This window comes from Arthrobacter sp., assembly GCF_031179385.1.
Lineage (GTDB): Bacteria > Actinomycetota > Actinomycetes > Actinomycetales > Micrococcaceae > Arthrobacter_D.
This window is the reverse complement of the sequence record NZ_JAPSHV010000027.1, coordinates 1-20,573: the sequence shown is the minus strand read 5'-3', so window position 1 is coordinate 20,573 and position 20,573 is coordinate 1. Positions and strand designations below refer to the sequence as shown.

Sequence of the window (20,573 nt, the reverse complement as noted above, 5' to 3'; positions counted from 1 at the left end):
ACGGGTGAGCAGTGGACCGCGTTAGAGTTAAGAGCGTGTGAGAACGCACCGGAGCCGCAGATCGCAAGTATCAGAAGGAGGCGCGATGGGACTTCTGGAGACCATCCACAGCCCACAAGACCTCACCAGGTTGTCCGGACAGCAGCTTTCCCGTCTGGCCGCGGAGATCCGGGCCTTCCTGATCCGGACCGTCTCACGAACGGGCGGCCACCTTGGTCCCAATCTTGGCGTCGTCGAGCTGACCATCGGCATCCATCGGGTGTTCGACTCGCCACGCGACAGCATCGTCTTTGACACCGGTCACCAGTCCTACGTTCACAAGCTCCTCACCGGCCGGCAGGATTTCGACTCACTCAGGCAACAGGGTGGTCTGTCGGGCTACCCCTCGCGCGCTGAATCAGTGCACGACGTCGTCGAAAGCTCGCATGCCTCGTCCTCCCTTTCATGGGCGGACGGCATCTCCCGTGCACGCCTTCTGAACGGGGAAGAGGACCGTACCGCCGTCGTCCTCATTGGTGACGGCGCGCTCACGGGCGGCATGGCCTGGGAAGCAATCAACAATATTGCTGCAGACAAGCGGCGCCGGGTGGTCATCGTCGTCAATGACAACGGGCGCTCCTACGCTCCGACGATCGGCGGTGTAGCGGACTATCTGGCGTCCCTGCGTCCCACTCTCGATTCCGTCCGCACCCACCGCGTGTATGAGGGAACCCTCGACTGGTGGAAGCGGAAGCTCCAAAACGGTGGACCGGTTGGCCGCTTTGCCTACAAGAGCCTGCACGCCACCAAGAAGGGCGTGAAGGACTGGTGGGCGCCGCAGGGACTGTTCGAAGACCTCGGCATGAAGTACATCGGTCCTATCAACGGCCACGACCTGGCGGCAGTGGAGCATGCGCTGACGCATGCCAAGAACTACGGCGGCCCGGTCATCGTCCATGCGATCACAGAGAAGGGGCACGGCTACGCTCCCGCTCGTGCCGACGAAGCAGATCAGTTCCACGCCGTCGGCATCATCGACCCCGAGACCGGTGAGCCGATCGGTGCTGCGGGCGCCCAATCGTGGACATCCGTCTTCGCCGAGGAGATCGCGGACATCGCCGATGAGCGCAAAGACATCGTCGGGATCACCGGCGCGATGCTCATTCCGGTGGGACTGCACAAGTTCGCTGCGAAGCACCCGGACCGCGTGTTCGACGTCGGCATCGCGGAACAGCATGCGCTCACCAGTGCTGCGGGCATGGCGTTCGGTGGTCTTCACCCGGTGGTGGCGCTGTACGCGACGTTCCTGAACCGTGCCTTCGACCAGCTCCTCATGGACGTCGCCCTTCACAAGGCAGGCGTGACCATCGTGCTGGACCGCTCCGGCGTGACAGGGCCTGACGGGGCCAGCCATCACGGCATGTGGGATCTCTCGATGCTCCAGATCGTCCCGGGTCTGCATCTGGCGGCACCGCGCGATGCCACCCGACTCCGTGAAGAGCTGCGCGAAGCCGTAGCCATCAGCGACGCGCCGTCGGTGGTGCGCTATTCCAAGGGCAACGTTGGAGCGGAAGTCGAGGCCATTGAGCGTCTCGAGGACGGCGTGGACGTCCTGTGCCGCCGGCCTGCAGGATCCCGGCACAACGATGTGCTGCTTGTCAGCGTGGGTGCCATGAGTGAATTGGCGCTTGATGTTTCGAACCGGCTGGGAGCGCAGGGCATCAGCTCCACGGTGATCGACCCCCGGTGGGTATTGCCTGTGGCCGCCTCAGTGATTTCCATGGCCGCGGACCACCGGATTGTCGTCGTGATCGAGGATGGAGTGCGCGCCGGAGGGGTAGGCTCGCGGATCCGTCAGGAAATGCGCTCGGCGGGGGTCGATACAGCGCTCAACGAGGTGGGCCTGCCGGTGGAGTTCCTTGACCACGGTTCGCGCAGCGAAGTGATGGAGCGGGTCGGACTCACCGCACGGAAGGTAGCACAGGACGTCGTCGAGCAGGTTCTTGGCACCAAGGTCCCGGTTGCCCGTCCGCTTCCCGGTGAGGTTCCCTCGGCCACGGGGCAGTTGCCTCAGCTCTGACCCACTGTGGGCCTGCCTTTCAGCCCAGGAATGCCTGGGAGAAACTGAAGAACACCGAGGCTGCTGCCGCCACCAGGAGAAGCACGGTGAGCGGCCATGCCCATTCGGCGAGGAATTGACGCAGGCCGGCGGGCGCGGGAAGGTCCCCGCAGATCACGTTGCGCGCCGTCAGCAGGACAGTGAGCACGATCATCACTGCCCAGACCACCATGCAGTACAGGCACAGGATATGGATCTCGAAGAGCGCCTGGCTCCACAGCCAGACGACGAACAGGAAGCCCAGGCCCACGCCGACCTGCAGTCCGCGCCAGTACCAGCGGGCCGGACGCGCACCGGAAAACAGGACCATCGCCGTCGTCAGAATGACGGTGAACGCCGCGATGCCGATCAGCGGGTTCGGGAACCCGAACAGTGCCGCCTGCCAGGTGCGGAAGACCTCTCCGCATGAGACGAAGGGGCTGATGTCGCAGGAGGTGACGTAGTTCGGGTCCTCGTAAAGGGCAAGCCGTTCAAGGACCAGCTGGCCCGAAGCCAGGAACCCGATGAACCCGCACACTGCGAATAGCCAGGCCACACCACGGTCAGAGGCGAAAGCCGGTATGCCACCGCCCTGCAAGCCGTTCACGCCCGTTGGGGCATCCCGGGCGTCGTCTTCCATGCACCCCTCCTGTGGTCATCCACCAGCGAGTCTAACCGGCGCTACAACGCCTTATGACGGGCATGTGAGACAATGAAGGTGGCTGGCGCAGGAACCACATTCCGGTGCCGGTCCAGTGACAGGCTTCCGGTTCTGCCGGCGACGCTCCTGCGGATTTTGGCACTTCATGGTGAACCCCGCAGAATCCGCCGGGCAGAACCCGCGCTGGTTTCAGCGATCGGGCAGGAAAAGCGCCACTGGTCTTCGAGTGATGCCGCGCCCCATGGTTGGCGCGACCTCGGATGACACAATAACGACTTCCGGGTGGCGCGTGCACCAACGCCGCGGACACCCGACCAAGCGCCTCGGGGCGCCGGAATGTGGACGGCGTTCCCGAGGGTGGAGCACAGCCAAATATGGATACAAACGCATCAGATACCTCAGAGGTCCTGACGGATGCAGTTGAGCAGGTTGCACCGGAGCGCAAGGCGCCGCGAACGCGCCGGAAGAAGAACGACGACGACGTAGCCGAGCGTTCGGACGCGTCACCGGCTGCCGCCGGAGACCCCGGGAACGCCCCGCAGCCTGCCCGCCGGCGCGCACCGCGCCGCGCCGCAGCGTCCGAACTCACCTTGCCGGAGTCCCCATCCCAGCCGCCGTCGATCGGTGCCGGGCCGGACGCGGTACAGGCCGGAAGCCCCGCTGCCGAGGCGGGCGAAGCCGTCAGCGGCGAGGAGGGTGAAGGCGTTCCGGAAGAGCGGAAGCCCGTCCGCGCACGTCGGACCCGCAAGACAGCCCCTGCCGAGAGCCCTGAGCAGCAGTCATCTGAGGAGCCCGCTCCGGAGGAAGCAGCCGCTGAGCGACCGGTACGCCGCCGTCGTGCCAGCACCAAGGCCGCAGTCACCGAGGGCGCTGGAGCTGACGACGTCAGTGTCGCGGTGGAAACGTCCGAACCCGCGTCCGGCGACTCGGCAGACGAGCCGGCGTCGGAGCAGGCATCCCGGCCCCCGCGGTCAACCCGTTCGCGGAGCCGCCGGGCGACGGGCGGCACCGAGGCCACGGCTGAGGTGGCGCAAGCTGACACAGCGCCCCAGACCGCAGAGGCAGGCAGCGCAGCCGCTGAGGAACCGAAGGCCGGGACTCCCGATTCCGGGACCGAGCCGGCCGCTACCGCGCCGCACGCCGCCGCGTCTCCAGGGACTGACGGCGGAGCACCCGTCGCTGAAGCTGCCCCTCGCGCCCTGGATCCCTTCGCGGTTCCCGACTCACCGGTCTCCTTGCTGTTCCACGCACCGGACCTCACCGCCGTCGTGCCGCGGAATCAGCCGAAGACAGTCACACCCGAAGACACCGAAGATGACACCGAGGGTGACGACGACGGCCGCGGACGTCGTCGGAACCGGCGCAGCCGGAGCCGCAGCCGGGCTGTCGAAGGTGAGGCATCAGAGTCCGAGTCACGGAGCCAGGGGCCGGCAGAGTCCAGCGAGGAGAGCGAGTCGGTCACCTCCCGTCGTCGTCGTCGCCGTCGCCGCGGGGACGAAGACCTCGAACTGACCGGTGGATCGGACGATGACCCGCCCAACACCATCACGCGGGTGCGCGCGCCGCGGCAGAGCCAGGAAGCGCCGTCGGACCGCGTCACGAGCGTCAAGGGTTCCACACGACTGGAAGCCAAGAAGCAGCGCCGTCGTGAATCCCGCGATTCGGGCCGGCGCCGCCACGTGATCACCGAAGCGGAGTTCCTAGCGCGCCGCGAGTCCGTTGACCGCCAGATGGTGGTCCGCCAGCGCGATGACAGGATCCAGATCGCGGTCATGGAGGACGGCGTTCTTGCCGAGCACTTCGTGTCCAAGACCCAGCAGGATTCCCTGATCGGGAACGTCTACCTCGGCAAGGTCCAGAACGTCCTTCCCAGCATGGAGGCAGCGTTCATCGACATCGGACGCGGACGTAACGCCGTGCTGTATGCCGGAGAGGTCAACTGGGATGCAGCGGGCCTGGACGGACAGCCGCGCCGTATTGAACTGGCGCTGAAGTCAGGCGACTCGGTGCTGGTGCAGGTCACGAAGGACCCCGTGGGCCACAAGGGCGCGCGGCTGACCAGCCAGATTTCCCTGCCGGGCCGCTATCTGGTCTACGTGCCCGGCGGCTCCATGACCGGCATTTCCCGCAAGTTGCCCGACGTGGAGCGCAACCGCCTCAAGCGGATCCTCAAGGACCGGTTGCCTGAGAATGCCGGCGTCATCGTGCGGACCGCCGCCGAGGGCGCCAGCGAAGAGGAACTGACCCACGACATCAACCGCCTCCGCTCGCAGTGGGAGACCATCGAGGGCAAGGCATCGTCCACCAAGACGCTGGCACCGGAACTCCTCTACGGAGAGCCGGATCTCACCATCAAGGTGGTGCGTGATGTGTTCAACGAGGACTTCTCCAAGCTGATCGTCTCCGGGGAAGAGGCGTGGGACACCATCGAGGCGTACGTGATGTACGTAGCGCCGGACCTCGTCGGCAGGCTCGAGAAGTGGACCCAGGACGAGGACATCTTCGCTGCCCGGCGCATCGACGAGCAGATCCACAAGGCACTGGAACGCAAGGTCTTCCTGCCTTCGGGCGGTTCGCTGGTCATCGACCGGACCGAAGCCATGACGGTTGTCGACGTCAATACGGGGAAGTTCACCGGTAGCGGCGGCAACCTTGAGGAAACCGTCACGAAGAACAACCTGGAAGCGGCCGAGGAAGTGGTCCGGCAGCTCCGGCTCCGCGACATCGGCGGCATCATCGTCATCGACTTCATCGACATGGTGCTCGAGGCGAACCGCGACCTCGTGCTGCGCCGCCTCGTGGAGTGCCTGGGCCGTGACCGGACCAAACATCAGGTTGCTGAAGTCACCTCCCTCGGCCTCGTGCAGATGACCCGCAAGCGCATGGGAACCGGTCTGCTTGAGGTGTTCGGCGAGAACTGCGAGCACTGCGGCGGACGCGGCGTCGTCACCCACGACGAGCCGGTCGAGCACCGCAGGCACGCCGTATCGACGGAGAACCACCAGCAGCACCTGCGGCAGGAAAAGATGTCCCGCAGCGAACGCAAGCGCCGCGCCAAAACCCAGCAGGTCGAGGAGCACGTTCCCGCCCCCGAGCAGAAGACTGACGACGCCGAGCGTCAGGCGCGCGCCGAGGCCGCGCGGGCAGCTCTCGCGAACATCGCTGCGGCGACTCACGCTGCGCATGAACACGACCACGACCACGATCACGAGGAGGCGGCAGCCGAAGCGCCGTCGTCGGGCCCTGTGCTGACGATCAACGGCGAGAAGGTGACGCTGCCGCGTGCGGAGAATGGGCCGGTCGTTCCCCGACCGGAGCCGGAGCTGACCCTCGAGAGCCTGACGGAAGCATTCAACCGCTTCCCGGCGGCCAGCGAGACCGAGCCTGATCCGGAACCCGCCTTCCGGGAGCGGAGCGGACAGACACCGGCTCGCAGCGTGACCGTTGAGCCCGCGCCGGAGATCTCACGTCCAGAGCCGGTGAAGCGCGAAACTCCCGCAGTGGACGCGGGTGCAGCGCCGACATCCGGTCGCCGCAACCGGAGGCATCGGGCCGCCAGCAGCGCGCAGGGCTCCGCCGTCAACGCAACCATCGAGCGCGCCGGCGAAGCGACGGCCGCCCCGTCGGGCGGAGCGCAGTACGTGGCGCGGGCCGAGAAACCCGCAGCCAAGCCGGAGAAGTCGGACGAGCCGATGATCCTTGGCGTCGGAGTGCCTGCCTCCGAGCTCTAGGTTCCGACACTTTCAGCGAACACGCCGTTCCCTTCCCCGAAGGGAGCGGCGTGTTCTGTTGTGAGGGTCAGCTTCTGTGACACGGCGCCTGAGCCCGAAACCAGACCGCCGGTCCGCGCAGGGTAAGGTGGGACGAAGTGACACGCGGTGCCCGGTCCGGGCTGAGATAAGACGCGTTGAACCTGATCTAGAGATGGCCGCCGACACGCGGTCCTTGGCCTAGCGGAGGGATGTCGCGAATGAGTATTCGCACGCTCATGGAGCACACAGAATCATCAACCTACCCAGCACAGACGCGGACAATTCCGCGTGTCCTGAGCATTGCGGGTACCGACCCGACCGGGGGAGCGGGCATCCAGGCCGATCTGAAGAGCATCGGCGCGCAGGGCGGGTACGGCATGGCCGTGGTGACCTCCCTCGTTGCGCAGAACACCAGGGGAGTGCGGGCTGTCCACACGCCGCCGGCAGCTTTCCTTGCTGAGCAGTTGACCGCCGTCAGTGACGACGTGGTCATTGATGCGGTCAAGATCGGCATGTTGGGCGACGTGGAAACCATCCGGACGGTAGCCGGGTGGCTGCCCCGTGCGTCAGCTGCCGTCGTCGTGCTTGATCCGGTCATGGTGGCAACCAGCGGTGACAGGCTTCTGGCAACCGACGCCGAGGATGAACTGCGCGCGCTGATTCCGCTCGCCGATCTTGTGACACCGAACCTGCCCGAACTCGCCGTGTTGGTGGGTGAGCCGGTTGCCGAGACCTGGGAAGCTGCTCTGGAGCAGGGGCAGCGCCTCGCGGCGTCAACGGGAACGTCCGTTCTGGTCAAGGGCGGCCATCTCAAGGACCTCAGGGATGGAGGAGACACCGGGGAGGGAAATCGGGCGTGCCCGGATGCGTTCATCGACGCGTCCGACGGTGCCGGGACGGTGACGGAGGTCAGCGGCGCCAGGATCGCCACCCGCAACACGCACGGCACCGGATGCTCGCTCTCGGCTGCCCTCGCTACCGTCCAGGTGCGTACGCGCGACTGGCACGAGTCGCTGGTGATCGTCAAGAAGTGGCTGAGGGGCGCGCTGGAACGTGCCGACGAGCTGCAGGTGGGGGAGGGCAACGGTCCCATCCACCATTTCCATGAGTTCGAGCCGAGGCTCGGGGACAGGCCGCTCGTGGAACGTCCATTCAGCGAACAGGTCTGGGAGCTCACTGCCGGACACCGCAGCGCCATCGAGGCGCTCGGATTTGTGCAGGACCTGAGTGACGGTACCCTGCCCTCTGAACAGTTTGCCTACTATCTGGCACAGGACGCTCTCTACCTCCGTGAGTACTCACGGGTGCTGTCCAGGGCCAGTGCGCTGGCACCCACCGAGGCGGAGCAGCTGTTCTGGGCACGGTCCGCATTGAATTGCCTCGAGGTGGAGTCCGAGTTGCACCGGACGTGGCTTGCCGGACGAGAACTGACCGACACGCAGGGTCCCGTCACCAAGGCCTACGTCGATCATCTGCTGGCTGCCTCCGCCAATGGCGGGTACGCGGTGCTCGTGGCTGCTGTGTTGCCGTGCTTCTGGCTTTACGCGCATGTCGGCAGCGTTCTGCATGCGCGGTGGAGTGGTTCGAAGTCCGGACACGGGCACCCTTATGCGAGTTGGATGGAAACCTACGCCGATCCCGATTTTGCTGAGGCTACCGGGTGTGCGATTGCCTTCGCCGATGCGGCATTTGCCGGCGCGTCGGCGGGGGACCGAGCCGCTATGGTCGACGCTTTCGTTGCCTCCGCCTGGTACGAGCATGAGTTCTTCGACGCACCGACGCGTGTTGATTTGCGGGATACCGCAAAACTGCCGTAATCTAGATCTTCGGTGCTGCGCCCTTGTATGACTATTTTCGGGGCGTGGTTGTGCCGTGAGTGCACAGGCACCCCTCCGGCTGCGCTGCTAACAGCGTACGGTCCCGGAAACAGTAAGCAAACAGTTTTGATCGTCGAGAGAAGTGAGTTCCCAAGTGGTGTACGCGATTGTCCGCGCAGGCGGCCGCCAAGAAAAGGTTTCCGTGGGAGACCTCGTTACCCTTGACCGCGTCCCCGGTGAGGCCGGCAGCAGCTTCAAGCTGCCTGCTCTCCTTCTGGTCGACGGCGACAAGGTGACTTCAGCAGCACAGGACCTGGCAAAGGTCACTGTCACTGCCGAAATCGTCGAGAATCTTCGGGGCCCGAAGATTGTTATCCAGAAGTTCAAGAACAAGACCGGCTACAAGAAGCGCCAGGGTCACCGTTCAGAGCTCACCAAGGTCAAGATCACGGGCATCGCGTAACCCTCACACGGTTACTCGTTCCTCAGATTCTGTTCGAGAAAAAGGCAGGCATAACAGATGGCACATAAGAAGGGTGCGAGCTCCACTCGCAACGGTCGCGACTCCAACGCCCAGTACCTCGGCGTGAAGCGCTTCGGCGGACAGGTCGTTAAGGCAGGCGAAATCATCGTTCGTCAGCGCGGTACCCATTTCCACCCCGGCGCCAACGTTGGCCGTGGCGGCGATGACACGCTGTTCGCTCTGGAAGCCGGTGCCGTTGAATTCGGTACCCGCCGCGGACGCCGCGTTGTGAACATCGTGGGTGCGGCTGCCGAGTAGTACTCGCAACCGCACACCATAGCAGCGTTTACAAAAGCACTAGGGTGGGGTGAGCCAATCAGGCTCACCCCACCTTCTTTTAAGCCGGATAGACTCGGCACTGATGTGAGATTCTCAAGAGGAGTACACCGTGGCAAGCTTCGTTGACCGCGTAGTTCTGCACGTCTCGGGCGGCACCGGCGGACACGGGTGCGTCTCGGTCAAGCGGGAAAAGTTCAAGCCCCTGGGTGGCCCTGACGGCGGCAACGGCGGGGACGGCGGCGCCGTGATCCTGCGCGTTGACCCGCAGACGACCACTCTTTTGGACTACCACCACGCCCCGCACCGCCACGCTACGAACGGCGGCAACGGCATGGGCGACTGGCGGGAAGGCCGCAGGGGCGAAACCCTTATCCTTCCGGTCCCCGACGGCACTGTGGTCAAGACCCCCGAGGGCGAGGTACTGGCTGACCTTGTGGGCCCAGGTGCCGAATTCGTCGCCGCCGCAGGCGGGCAGGGCGGCCTCGGCAACTCCTCGCTGTCGTCGCAGAAGCGGAAGGCTCCCGGGTTCGCACTGCTGGGAATTCCGGGTGACGCCCGCGACATCGTGCTCGAGCTCAAATCCATTGCGGACATCGCCCTCGTCGGATTCCCTTCGGCGGGCAAGTCCAGCCTGATTGCCGCCATGTCGGCCGCCCGGCCTAAGATCGCCGACTACCCCTTCACCACTCTGCGCCCCAACCTCGGGGTGGTGCAGGCCGGTGACGTCCGTTTCACCATCGCTGACGTCCCCGGACTCATTGAGGGTGCGAGCGAAGGCAAGGGACTGGGGCATGACTTCCTGCGCCACGTCGAACGTTGCGCCGCACTGGTCCATGTACTGGACTGTGCAGCACTTGAGACGGACCGGGACCCTCTACGCGACTTGGAGATCATCGAGGGCGAACTCGACCGGTACGCCGTAGACATGAGCTATGCCGGGCCAGGCGGTGAGGTAGTGCCGCTCAACGAGCGTCCGCGCCTCGTGGCACTGAACAAGGTCGATGTCCCGGACGGCCGTGACATGGCCGAATTCGTTCGCCCTGAACTCGAGTCCCGTGGCTACCGCGTCTTCGAGGTGTCTGCCGCCAGCCACGAAGGACTCCGCCAGCTGGGGTTCGCCATGGCCGAGATTGTCCGCGATGCCCGCGAGAAGCTGGAAACAGCGCCGCCCGTCGTCACGCCCACAGTCCTGCGCCCCCGCGCGGTGAACGAGAAGGGCTTCGTCATCCGGCGCGAAGAGAAGAATCTCGAGCCGCTGTTCAGGGTGCTCGGTGAGAAGCCTGAGCGCTGGGTGAAGCAGACCGACTTCACAAATGACGAAGCGGTTGGCTACCTTGCCGACCGGCTCGCTAAGTTGGGCGTTGAGGAACAGCTCTTCAAGAGTGGAGCCAAGCCGGGGGATACCGTGGTAATCGGGGAAGGCGACGGCGTCGTCTTCGACTGGGAACCAACCATGATGGGTGGCGCTGAGCTGCTGGCCTCGCCCCGCGGTACTGACATCCGCCTTGAGGAGTTCGTTCGTCCCACACGCGAGCAGAAGCGTGAGGATTACCAGAGCCGCAAGGACGCGCGTGCTGCTGCGCGGGCCGAGCTTGAGGCTGAAAGGAAGGCCGGCATCTGGACTGAGTCGGTCAACTACAAGCACTCAGGGCCCAAGGTTGCGAACGGCGAGAGCGGACCCGATGGCGGCACGGACAACGACGAAGTGTGACCGCACGGCCCTGTGTTGACCACTGGAGAACCAGACAGAAGGAATAGATGACCGCAAAGCGCCCGCTCAAGACCCGTTCCGGACTGGCGAAAGCCAAGAGAATAGTCGTCAAGGTAGGTTCGTCCTCTCTCACGTCACTCTCCGGAGGACTCTCCGACGAAGCGCTCTACGCTCTTTCCGATGTGCTTGCGGCCCGGCACAACGAGGGTACCGAGGTGATCCTCGTATCCTCGGGCGCAATCGCAGCTGGTCTTGCCCCGCTGGGGCTGGCGCGCAGGCCCAGCCAGTTATCCTCCCAGCAGGCGGCCGCGAGCGTGGGACAGGGCCTCCTGATGGCCCGCTACACCCACGCCTTCGGGGCTCACGGCGTCACCGTCAGTCAGGTGCTGTTGACCCTCGACGACCTCATGCGGCGGAGCCACTACGCCAACGCGCACCGGGCCATGGAACGCTTGTTGAACTTCGGAGTGGTCCCGATCGTGAACGAGAACGACACGGTGGCGAGCTCCGAGATCCGTTTCGGGGACAACGACCGTCTTGCTGCCCTCGTGGCGCACCTGGTTAAAGCCGATGCACTCGTCCTGCTGTCCGATGTCGACTCGCTCTATGACGGTCCGCCCAAGGAAGGCGCGAAGCGCATTGCGGAGGTTCGCGGCCCCGAAGATCTTGAGGGCGTGAGTATCGGACGTACAGGCAAGGCGGGAGTCGGCACAGGCGGCATGGTGACGAAAGTTGAAGCCGCCACCATTGCTGCCTCATCCGGGATCCCCGCCCTCGTCACCTCCACAGCGAATGCAGGCCCTGCACTGGCCGGTGAAGACGTGGGCACCTGGTTCAGCACCAACGGCCGCCGCCAGCCCATCCGGCTGCTGTGGCTTGCCCATCTGGCCCGGATCCAGGGCACGCTGACGCTGGACGACGGCGCGGTCAGGGCTGTGGGGGAGAGACGCCGGTCGCTCCTGCCGGCAGGCATCGTGTCGGTGAGCGGCGAGTTCGAGGCCGGTGACCCGGTGGAAATGGTGGATGGCACCGGCACCGTCATCGCCCGCGGTCTGGTCAACTACAGCTCCTTCGAACTGCCGCGCATGCTTGGCAGGTCCACGCGGGAGCTTTCGCGTGAACTCGGCCGGGAGTATGAACGGTCGGTGGTCCACGTCAACGACCTTGTGGTCCTGAACGCGGTAGCTTCCTCCTGAGCCCGGCTGGGGTTGGGCGGGCGCCCTCGCTAGACTGGAGCAATGACTGACGTGACCACACAGCAGACTGCCCAGCAGGCCATCACCGACCCAGAGAACGGCGACCAGCCGGGAACACCGGTGAACGTCGAGCAGGCTGTGCACGCCATCGCGGATCGCGCCCGGACCGCCTCGCGCGTCATCGCCCGAGCGAACCGATCCCACAAGGACAAGGCACTGAGCGCCATCGGGGAGGCGCTCGTCGCCAATCAGGAAGCCATTCTGCGCGCCAACCGGCAGGACCTGGAAGCGGGCCGCTCGAATGGCACCTCCAACGCACTCCTGGACCGGCTGAGCCTGAGCGAAGAGCGCATTGCCGGCCTCGCTGCCGCCCTCGAGAATCTCGCCGGACTGCCTGACCCCGTTGGCACCATCGAGCGTGGACAGACCCTGCCCAACGGCGTGAGACTGCGGCAGATCCATGTTCCGCTCGGGGTGGTGGCGGCTATCTACGAGGCACGTCCCAACGTCACGGTGGATATCGCGGGACTCGCGCTGAAGAGTGGGAATGCGGTGATCCTCCGAGGCGGTAGTGCGGCCGCGCATACCAACGCTGCGCTGCTGGGCATCATCCGTGACGCACTTGACCGAACGGGCCTGCCGGCGGACGCCGTCCAGACTGTGGACGAGTTCGGGCGTGAAGGCGCCAACGTTCTGATGAAGGCACGCGGGCGCGTCGATGTTCTGATTCCGCGCGGCGGCCACGACCTCATCCAGACCGTAGTCCAGAACGCAGCAGTCCCCGTGATCGAGACCGGCGAGGGCAACGTCCACATCTACCTCGACGAGAGCGCCGACGAGGAGATGGCGGTCGACATCCTGCTGAACGCCAAGACCCAGCGTCCCAGCGTCTGCAACACGGTCGAGACCCTTCTGGTCCATAGGGACGCGCAGGCAGCACCCGCAGTGTTGGAGGCGCTGTCCCGCGCCGGCGTGCGCATCCACGCGGACAGCCGCATCCAGGCGATCCTTCCGCAGGGGGTCACGGCAGATACCGCGAACGACGACGACTGGGCGCGTGAGTACATGGACCTGGACATAGCGGTGGCCATGGTGGACACAGTCGATGAAGCACTGGAGCACATTCGGACATGGAGCACGGGGCACACTGAAGCCATCATCACCAACAACCTCACACACTCCGAGCAGTTCATCGCTGGAGTGGATTCCGCGGCGGTCATCGTCAACGCCTCCACGCGTTTCACCGATGGCGGCGAGCTGGGGCTCGGGGCGGAGGTCGGCATTTCCACGCAGAAGATGCACGCTCGCGGCCCGATGGGGTTGCGCGAACTGACCACCACAAAGTGGATCATTCAGGGCGATGGACAGATCCGCCGCTAGAACCGCGTCGCACGGCTGAGCGCGGAACGTTCGGCAGTGGAAGTCGAGCGGTACGCGGTTAGCGCGTAGGATAGTACGGATACTGTACTGAAACTAAGCGCTGACCCGCGCCCAGCCGCCGGGCTGGCCACGTCGTTCTCAAGGGGAGAAGAATGCTGAACCAGATCCTCAATGTTGCGGTGGTAGCAGGCGAGACCGCCGAGCACCACGCCGAGCTTCCCATGCCTGCGATCGCGTATGGCGCCATCATCATGGGGGCACTGCTCCTGCTGATGTTCGTGACCATCTCGTTCACCAGCCTCGGTCACCGCCACGAGGCGGTTGTCGAGCACGCCGATCCGCATCGTCAGCACCCCAACAAGCACGATCACGGCGAGACGTCCCAGCACTGATTTCCTTGACCGTTCCTTCCGCGTCCCCACCCGAGCAGGTGATCCATCCGAGTGCTCTCAGAACCGACGGTTCACGCCGCTGGCGCCTCGGGGTGATGGGCGGAACCTTTGATCCGATCCACCACGGTCACCTGGTTGCGGCAAGCGAAGTAGCAGCGGCGTTCGACCTGGACGAAGTGGTGTTCGTTCCTACCGGCCAGCCGTGGCAGAAGAACGTGAAGGAAGTCAGCCCAGCTGAGCATCGCTACCTGATGACTGTGGTGGCTACAGCGTCGAATCCACGGTTTACGGTGAGCAGGGTCGACATCGACCGGCCCGGCCCCACCTACACCATTGATACGCTGCGTGATCTTCACGCAACACGTCCGGAAGCGGAGCTCTTCTTCATCACGGGTGCTGATGCCATGGCTCAGATCCTGTCCTGGAAGAACGTTGATGAGCTGTGGTCGCTTGCGCACTTTGTCGGGGTGACCCGGCCGGGGCACGAGTTAAGCACGCAGCGGAAGGACGTCAGCCTGATGGAGGTGCCGGCGATGGCAATCTCCTCGACCGACTGCCGCCGAAGGGTCTCTGACGATGAGCCGGTCTGGTATCTGGTTCCGGACGGCGTCGTGCAGTACATCGCCAAGCATGGGCTTTACCGGAAGAACGGACCCAGCACGGGAGCGCCGGTCCAACCTGAAGTGTCCACAACAACATGACAATCACTGGGTGAAGAAGTAATGAGTAACGGTAACGAGTCCGCACAGAGCCGGAGGTCGCTCCGGCAGGCGCGCGCGACTTCTGCCGAGGATCAATCGCCGTCCCACGAAGGATCCGTCGAGACGCACCCGCCCGCGAACCCGCCGGCGCCGCCTTCCGGCAAAACCGCTGAAGCGGGCGTTGCAGTCGCGCCGATCCGCGAGCGCCGCAGCAGACGCGCAGCCGACGCCCCCGTTGACGCTCCGCCGAAACAGCCTTCCACGGAACGGATCTCGCAGGCACGCGCCCGGGATCGCGAGATGCTCCGTAACTACCGTGCGTTGGCGGAGCAGCAGGCTGAGCAGCCCTCGAGCATCCCCACCCGGCGCCAGCTTCGTCTCCAGCAGCAGGCTGCCCGTGAAAAGGCGCTGCAGGCTGATGGGCCAACGACTGCAGCTCAGGCTTCCCAGCTCTCAAACGCCGATCTGGATGAGATGACGGTGGAGCAGGCACTCGCAGCCAGGGAAGCGATCATCAACCAGGCCCAGAACCAGGTCGCGGTGATGGAAGCAGCCGCCAAGGATGACCCTTTCTCCGTGGATCTGGAGATCCTTGCGCAGCAGAAGGCGCTGGCCGAACGGGCCGCAGTGCTCAACACGCGTGCCCAGAAGATCCAGCAGCTGACACAGGAGAACCGCCAGCGTAAGCCGCTGCTGAATGACCCTACGACCGCACACAATCTCTCAATAGTCTCGCCGGTGGAATTCGTACGTGCCGTTCCCGAGAGCCCGGACGCGCCCGCACCGTCGACATCCCACATTCCCGTCGTCACAGCCAGGGATGTCCAGCCAGTCATTACCGCGCCCGCTGTCCCAACCCGGCCGCCGTCGTCCGCTACATCGCCCGACTCCGTCGGACGGTCGCACGTTCTCGCGCAGGCTGAGGCGATGGTGCGTGAGCAGCGCCGTCCCGGGTCCGACGGCGTCACCCCCATCCGTGCGCGCAGCGCCTACGGACTTGAGCCTCTTGACGCCATGACCGCGGGCCTGGCCCGGGTTCAGCGCATGCGGATACTGCAATATTCGGTAGTTGGACTGGGCGCACTCGCGCTCATCACCGGAATCATGATGATTGTCGGCGGCTTCGGCGGCTGACCACACCCTAGGAGATTAGTGAGCGCATCGGAATCGTCCATTGCGATTGCCCGCACCGCAGCACGCGCGGCGACGGACAAGATTGCACAGGACATCGTGGCCATGGATGTGAGTGAACGCCTCGCGATCACTGATGTCTTCCTCGTGGCCTCGGCCCCCAGCGAACGGCAAGTCAACGCAATCGTTGACGGCATCGAAGAGGAACTCGCCAAGCAGGACCTGAAGCCCGTGCGCCGTGAGGGCCGGAGCGAAGGCCGCTGGGTGCTGCTTGACTATGCAGAGGTGGTCATTCACGTCCAGCACCAGGAGGACCGGGTTTTCTACGCCCTCGAACGCCTGTGGGGAGACTGCCCCAAGGTGGACCTTCAGATCGAGGATTCAGGACGGACTGTCTCTGCTGACGGCGCCGCCGAAGACCCTGCTGAAGCTGGTTCCCCGGACGCTGCGCGCGCAGACGCCGAGTGAGTCCGCGGGCCGTAGACAGCGCGGCGGGGGACTCCGCTCCTGAGGGCCGGAGGATCGTCTTCTGGCGCCACGGGAGGACCGAGTGGAATGCCCGCGGGCTCTTCCAGGGGCAGGAGGACATCGCCCTCGACGACCTCGGCAGGCAGCAGGCGACGCAGGCCGCCTACGAGCTGAAGCACTTTTCGCCGTCGCTTATTGTGTCATCGGACCTGGAGCGGGCGCGTGACACCGCTGCGGCCTTGAGCGTCGCCACCGGCGTCTCGTCCGGCACCGACCCACGGTTCCGGGAGACCTACGCCGGGCGCTGGCAAGGATTGGCTTTCGCTGAGATCGGCCGCAGGTTCCCCGAGGATCAGCGGGCGTGGCACGAGGGTGACCCGCGGGTTGCCGCCGGCGGGGGAGAGAGTCGGCTGGAGGTCGGCGAGCGGATGAAGGCAGGAACGCTCGACGCCGTTGCCGCCCTGCAGCCCGGGCAGACTCTCGTTGTGGTCAGCCATGGGGGAGCCATCCGTGCAGGGGTTGCCGCTTTGATGGGCATTCCGCCGGAGTTGTGGGGCTCACTGGCAGGAGTAGCGAACTGTCACTGGTCCGTGCTCGAGGAGTTGAATCCGTCGTTGTCGGATGTCACGCCACGATGGCAATTGACTGAGCACAACGTCGGTCTTGCGTCCATGCCCTCCACACCGCTGGAAGGCTGAAATCCGCGGAGATTCGCCGATTTTGCGGGACCAGAAAAATTGTCTAAACTGGACAAGTTGCTTCGGCCGGTAAGGGCCAGGAAACAAGTTTGGGGCTGTGGCGCAGCTGGTAGCGCACCTGCATGGCATGCAGGGGGTCAGGGGTTCGAGTCCCCTCAGCTCCACCAATGATCCGCTGGAACAAAGGGAGAAGCCCTGTTCCAGCGGATTTCTTTATGTCTGCACCGTGCGCTCTTGGTGCAGCTGAAACTATGGCATGAAGGCGCTCACACATGCTTTGGGGAAGGTGCGGATCATCTCGGGTGAAAAGGCGGGTAGTAGGGCGCGTCGGAGGTTCTTACTTACTTCCATAGGTTGACGTCGAGCTCGGTGCTCCGTCGGGGACTGTCCAGGAGCGCGATTCCTCCGCTATTGCGGTCTCCGACCAGGACGACCCGCAAAAGGGGTAGAGAAAGGGCAAGGTTTTCAGGGGGGTCGTCAGGAGTGCTTGACCAGCGACGCTTCGATATTGATCCTTACCTTGTCGCTGACCAGCACGCCGCCGGTTTCCAGTACCGCGTTCCACGTCAGGCCGAAGTCCTTGCGGCTAATCTCGGCCTCGGCCGAGGCGCCTGCGCGCGTGGCACCGAAAGGGTCCACAGCCACACCGCTGAACTCCACTTCCAGTTCCACCAACCTAGTCACTCCCCTGATAGTTAGATCGCCAGTCAGCGTATAGTCCTCGCCGTCACCTTCTATGGACGTGGCGCGGAATGTCATCTCCGGATATTTCTCCACATCAAAAAATTCCGGTCCCTTCACGTGGGCATCCCGGTTGGCGTCACCGGAATCGAAACTGGAAGTTTTGACCGTGGCGTGCAGCGACGCGTCGGCCAGAGACTCCCCGATCCGGGCCTCGGCGGAAGCCTCGAGGAAGCGGCCGCGCACCTTGCTGATGCCCGCATGCCGGACCGTGAATGCAATCTCACTGTGCGACATGTCAAGAACCCAGACACCTGGAGTTATTCCTTGTGGCAGCGTCACTTTTTGCATCTCCTTATCAGTGAAAACCGGTCAGGATGACCAAGCCCCACACTGCTGCACTCTGAAAGTTTTGTCCAGACGCCACCAGCCGAAAGCCAAGCAGCCAGTCTCAAAACCATCGGCACACTCGAAGTTCTTGGCGCCCTAGGCCTCATTCGCCCGGCGCTGCTGGAAACCGCCAATGACTTCAGTGTGAAGCGCGGTTATGAGGCCGGTGCGAAATCGGTAAGCGTGCTTATCATTGTTTATGGGACTTCGGGAGTAATGGTCCTACATCACCTCTGGGCATCAGGCCGGCGATGTTGGTTTGCTGTCTGACTGATGGACTATGGTGGCAGCCTTTGTGGTGTTTCCCGTCCTGTTCGTGTGGATTCCGTCGGTGATCCGACTGAGTAGTAGTGAAACAGTGAGAAAATTAGGAAGGGAAGATCATGACCAGGGCATCTCGTCTTAACGAACTGGGTGGAGCGGCCGCAACCGGAGCGGCAGCAGGACTTGCCGGAGCAGCAGTAATGGCGGTTGGTGAGAAGCTTGAACAGGCCGTTACCCACCGCCCGAACTCCTATGTGCCCGCTCGGGCGTTATTGGCGCTGCTTGGCAAGCAAACAGGTGATGGCGCTAAGCCTGTGGTGTGGAATCACCTTATGCATTACGCCACGGGTGCGGCTCTTGGTGCGTTGCGGGGGATCTGGGCCGTGACCGGTATCCGCGGGGTGCACGCGAACCTCTGGCACACCGTGATACGCCTCGGATTCGATCAGACCATCGAGAACTCCACTGGTGTCGGCGCGCCGCCGGCGACCTGGCCCGCGGGTGAAAGAGCCGTTGATGTCCTGCACAAAGCAGTGTTCTCGGTAGTGACCGGCGTGGTGGCCGACCGGGTATTACCTCCGAGGCTTTCTTCCACCCGGGGTCGCACCAGCCACTAGCCTTCCTTGCTTGCACTGCGAGAGTTCCCCCCTGTTAATGGGCCGGAGATGACGGGGTTCGCTGCAGGCCCTTAATCAGTGGAGAGGGTGGATGCTCGAGTAAGCGTTGCACCTGCGCGGCGCTCACCCAGCGACAGTCCACTGATCAGGGCAAGGGTGCGGAAACTACCAACTGGCTCAGCCGACACTTTGTCGTTCGCGATCAGCCAGATAGCTGGCACCAACGTGCCGGTCCTGCACCTGGCCTGCCCCGGGCATGAATGCTTTCCAGACTTGACCACGGCTCTCCGCGCCGCATGTAACGCCGCAGCCGAGATGCCCGGCGTACAGATCAAAATCCTCGTTGGAGGCCGCAGCGTCAACCAGTTCATCAAAGGGGAACCTGCGCGGGAGATCGTGGGACCGCCCATATCGATCTATGCGTACGAAAACAGCCTGCGGTCAGCCAAGATCGACCCCTCCACCCTCTATGCAGGGGTGATGATCATTCCAGCAGCCGTTCCACACATCGCTGAACGGGTTTGCAGGTACACCTACTGCGGCAAAACCCCCGAACCCAGGCGCTCCAATACTCTCAGTTATGACCTCCGCCCATCAGTGAGAAAGCTTTCTGTGTTCACTCTCCCCTGAGCACTCGGTGGAGGTGTGTGATGTGGTGGTTGTGTATGGCTGAGGACCTCGGGTGTGTGTTCACATCAGTTGGCTGACAGGTACAGACAGGAGGAGGTGCGCGGCGTAATGTTCAAGGCCCACCATGAGTGGCGTGGTCTGGTCAAGGAGTGAGCGAGTGGGAGGGACAGGGCGTGTCTGCAGGTCGGAAGGTTCTCAAAGTCGTGGCTGGTGCCACCGCTGTTGGCGGATTCGCGGCGGACTGGAATCGGACACATTTGTTCAATCCCAACTGGCCCCCGCACGCCAGGTTCCATGACGCGCAAACGGTCGCTATGGGGGCGTTGCTGGGGCTGGGCGGTTTATGGGTGTTGAATCGTAGGGGCTCGGCACCACAGCGAGACATCGCAATGGGGGCGCTATTGCCGGCGTTCTTCTGGGCGTCCATGGGCGCGGCGTTCGGTTTTCCTGGCACTGGAGGTTTGCAGACCGAGTTTCCTGATATGGTCCCGCGGGTGCGGGGGGTGTGGATCGACGAACGGTTCGCCAGCGGTGCAATGCTGGGGCTGATCGCTGTGGGTTATTACCTGGACCGGCGCTGGCAAGCTGGCCAAATTCAACGTCCATGGGGGGCAGGAGCAAGCCCTGTCCCCGCTGCGGCTCCCTCCTTATATTGCCTAAGAGGTCGGTGAATCGTTCATTGGCGCTGCGTCATGAACTTCAGCTGGGGGACTGAGTGACCCGAAACTCTGTCCGGCCAACCCCACCGAAGCACTCTTTCCGGCATCATCCAGATAACGCACAATTCCGCCGTTTACTCGGTGCTTCAAGGAGGAAAACAGGGGATCTTACGGAGTGTCACGGGAGCGGTGAAAGCGAAGCAACCCGCGAGATACCAGCGATATCGTGTGATACGGGTTATCAAGGGAACATGGATTGAACTCGAATACCTATCAGCGAGTCGGGGTTCAGCTCCACCAAACTCAACACGAAATTGCCTCGCCTTTGGCGGGGCATTTTTGTGTCCTGCACCTATCGCAGACCGGCGCTGCACTCTGTATAGATTGACCTTATGAACCCGCTCAGCCAACTGACCCTTCAGCAGCTACGAGAGCGCTCAAGCCTCAAATGGCGTACCTACCCCGCCGATGTCCTGCCGCTGTGGGTCGCGGAGATGGATGTCCCACTGGCACCGCCGGTCCGGGCAGTACTGCAGCAGGCAATCG

Annotated in this window: 18 protein-coding genes, 1 tRNA gene and 1 riboswitch; of the genes, 17 read left to right on the top strand and 2 right to left on the bottom strand. The window is 64.0% G+C overall.

The features are described 5' to 3' along the window. Positions 1 to 85 precede the first annotated feature (85 nt). Positions 86 to 2,059, top strand: a complete 1,974-nt coding sequence (gene dxs / locus RIF85_RS06250; RefSeq protein ID WP_309071051.1) for a 1-deoxy-D-xylulose-5-phosphate synthase — start codon at positions 86 to 88, stop codon at positions 2,057 to 2,059. Between the two features lie 19 nt (positions 2,060 to 2,078). Here the strand turns inward: dxs and RIF85_RS06245 are convergent, their stop codons facing one another. After that, positions 2,079 to 2,717 carry a vitamin K epoxide reductase family protein gene (locus RIF85_RS06245; protein WP_309071050.1) on the bottom strand — a complete coding sequence of 213 codons (639 nt, stop codon included), beginning with the start codon at positions 2,715 to 2,717 and terminating at the stop codon, positions 2,079 to 2,081. A gap of 395 nt (positions 2,718 to 3,112) precedes the next feature. Here RIF85_RS06245 and RIF85_RS06240 point away from each other — a divergent pair, with 395 nt between their 5' ends. The 13 genes from RIF85_RS06240 (at position 3,113) to RIF85_RS06180 (ending at position 16,953) form a co-directional block, all read left to right on the top strand. Next, positions 3,113 to 6,469, top strand: a complete 3,357-nt coding sequence (locus tag RIF85_RS06240; RefSeq protein WP_309071049.1) for an Rne/Rng family ribonuclease — start codon at positions 3,113 to 3,115, stop codon at positions 6,467 to 6,469. 133 nt (positions 6,470 to 6,602) lie between these two features. Then, positions 6,603 to 6,717: riboswitch (TPP riboswitch) on the top strand. Then, positions 6,709 to 8,307: a bifunctional hydroxymethylpyrimidine kinase/phosphomethylpyrimidine kinase gene (locus RIF85_RS06235; RefSeq protein WP_375164392.1), complete on the top strand. Its 1,599-nt coding sequence runs from the start codon at positions 6,709 to 6,711 to the stop codon at positions 8,305 to 8,307. (Overlaps the previous riboswitch by 9 nt.) A gap of 154 nt (positions 8,308 to 8,461) precedes the next feature. Next, on the top strand, positions 8,462 to 8,770 hold the full coding sequence (rplU, locus tag RIF85_RS06230; protein WP_309071058.1) for a 50S ribosomal protein L21: 309 nt from the start codon (positions 8,462 to 8,464) through the stop codon (positions 8,768 to 8,770). Between the two features lie 57 nt (positions 8,771 to 8,827). Next, positions 8,828 to 9,088: a 50S ribosomal protein L27 gene (rpmA, locus tag RIF85_RS06225; protein WP_026545518.1), complete on the top strand. Its 261-nt coding sequence runs from the start codon at positions 8,828 to 8,830 to the stop codon at positions 9,086 to 9,088. A 130-nt stretch (positions 9,089 to 9,218) separates the two neighbouring features. Then, complete coding sequence (gene obgE / locus RIF85_RS06220) at positions 9,219 to 10,820, top strand: GTPase ObgE (RefSeq protein ID WP_309071048.1); 1,602 nt, start codon at positions 9,219 to 9,221, stop codon at positions 10,818 to 10,820. A gap of 47 nt (positions 10,821 to 10,867) precedes the next feature. Further along, positions 10,868 to 12,016, top strand: coding sequence for a glutamate 5-kinase (gene proB / locus RIF85_RS06215; protein WP_309071047.1), 1,149 nt, complete (start codon positions 10,868 to 10,870; stop codon positions 12,014 to 12,016). A 42-nt stretch (positions 12,017 to 12,058) separates the two neighbouring features. Continuing rightward, positions 12,059 to 13,396 (top strand): glutamate-5-semialdehyde dehydrogenase, encoded by a 1,338-nt coding sequence (locus RIF85_RS06210; RefSeq protein ID WP_309071046.1) that lies wholly within the window; start codon positions 12,059 to 12,061, stop codon positions 13,394 to 13,396. A 152-nt stretch (positions 13,397 to 13,548) separates the two neighbouring features. Next, complete coding sequence (locus tag RIF85_RS06205; protein ID WP_309071045.1) at positions 13,549 to 13,788, top strand: hypothetical protein; 240 nt, start codon at positions 13,549 to 13,551, stop codon at positions 13,786 to 13,788. 41 nt (positions 13,789 to 13,829) lie between these two features. After that, complete coding sequence (nadD, locus tag RIF85_RS06200) at positions 13,830 to 14,489, top strand: nicotinate-nucleotide adenylyltransferase (protein WP_309071057.1); 660 nt, start codon at positions 13,830 to 13,832, stop codon at positions 14,487 to 14,489. A gap of 21 nt (positions 14,490 to 14,510) precedes the next feature. Then, complete coding sequence (locus tag RIF85_RS06195) at positions 14,511 to 15,623, top strand: hypothetical protein (protein ID WP_309071044.1); 1,113 nt, start codon at positions 14,511 to 14,513, stop codon at positions 15,621 to 15,623. Between the two features lie 18 nt (positions 15,624 to 15,641). Beyond that, complete coding sequence (gene rsfS / locus RIF85_RS06190) at positions 15,642 to 16,088, top strand: ribosome silencing factor (protein ID WP_309071043.1); 447 nt, start codon at positions 15,642 to 15,644, stop codon at positions 16,086 to 16,088. Further along, positions 16,085 to 16,786, top strand: a complete 702-nt coding sequence (locus RIF85_RS06185; protein WP_309071042.1) for a histidine phosphatase family protein — start codon at positions 16,085 to 16,087, stop codon at positions 16,784 to 16,786. Before rsfS ends, RIF85_RS06185 begins: the two co-directional genes overlap by 4 nt. Before the next feature lie 91 nt (positions 16,787 to 16,877). Then, positions 16,878 to 16,953: transfer RNA gene (locus tag RIF85_RS06180), tRNA-Ala, on the top strand. Positions 16,954 to 17,263: 310 nt separating this feature from the next. On the opposite strand, the gene RIF85_RS06175 is transcribed toward RIF85_RS06180, so the two are convergent. Further along, on the bottom strand, positions 17,264 to 17,809 hold the full coding sequence (locus RIF85_RS06175; RefSeq protein WP_309071041.1) for a YceI family protein: 546 nt from the start codon (positions 17,807 to 17,809) through the stop codon (positions 17,264 to 17,266). Positions 17,810 to 18,240: 431 nt separating this feature from the next. On the opposite strand from RIF85_RS06175, the gene RIF85_RS06170 reads away from it, so the two are divergent. The 3 genes from RIF85_RS06170 to RIF85_RS15935 all read left to right on the top strand — a co-directional run bounded on the left by RIF85_RS06170 (position 18,241) and on the right by RIF85_RS15935 (position 20,039). Then, positions 18,241 to 18,738 (top strand): hypothetical protein, encoded by a 498-nt coding sequence (locus tag RIF85_RS06170; protein WP_309071040.1) that lies wholly within the window; start codon positions 18,241 to 18,243, stop codon positions 18,736 to 18,738. A 273-nt stretch (positions 18,739 to 19,011) separates the two neighbouring features. Then, on the top strand, positions 19,012 to 19,368 hold the full coding sequence (locus RIF85_RS06165; protein ID WP_309071039.1) for a hypothetical protein: 357 nt from the start codon (positions 19,012 to 19,014) through the stop codon (positions 19,366 to 19,368). 128 nt (positions 19,369 to 19,496) lie between these two features. Continuing rightward, positions 19,497 to 20,039 carry a DUF6640 family protein gene (locus RIF85_RS15935; protein WP_375164829.1) on the top strand — a complete coding sequence of 181 codons (543 nt, stop codon included), beginning with the start codon at positions 19,497 to 19,499 and terminating at the stop codon, positions 20,037 to 20,039. Positions 20,040 to 20,573 lie beyond the last annotated feature (534 nt).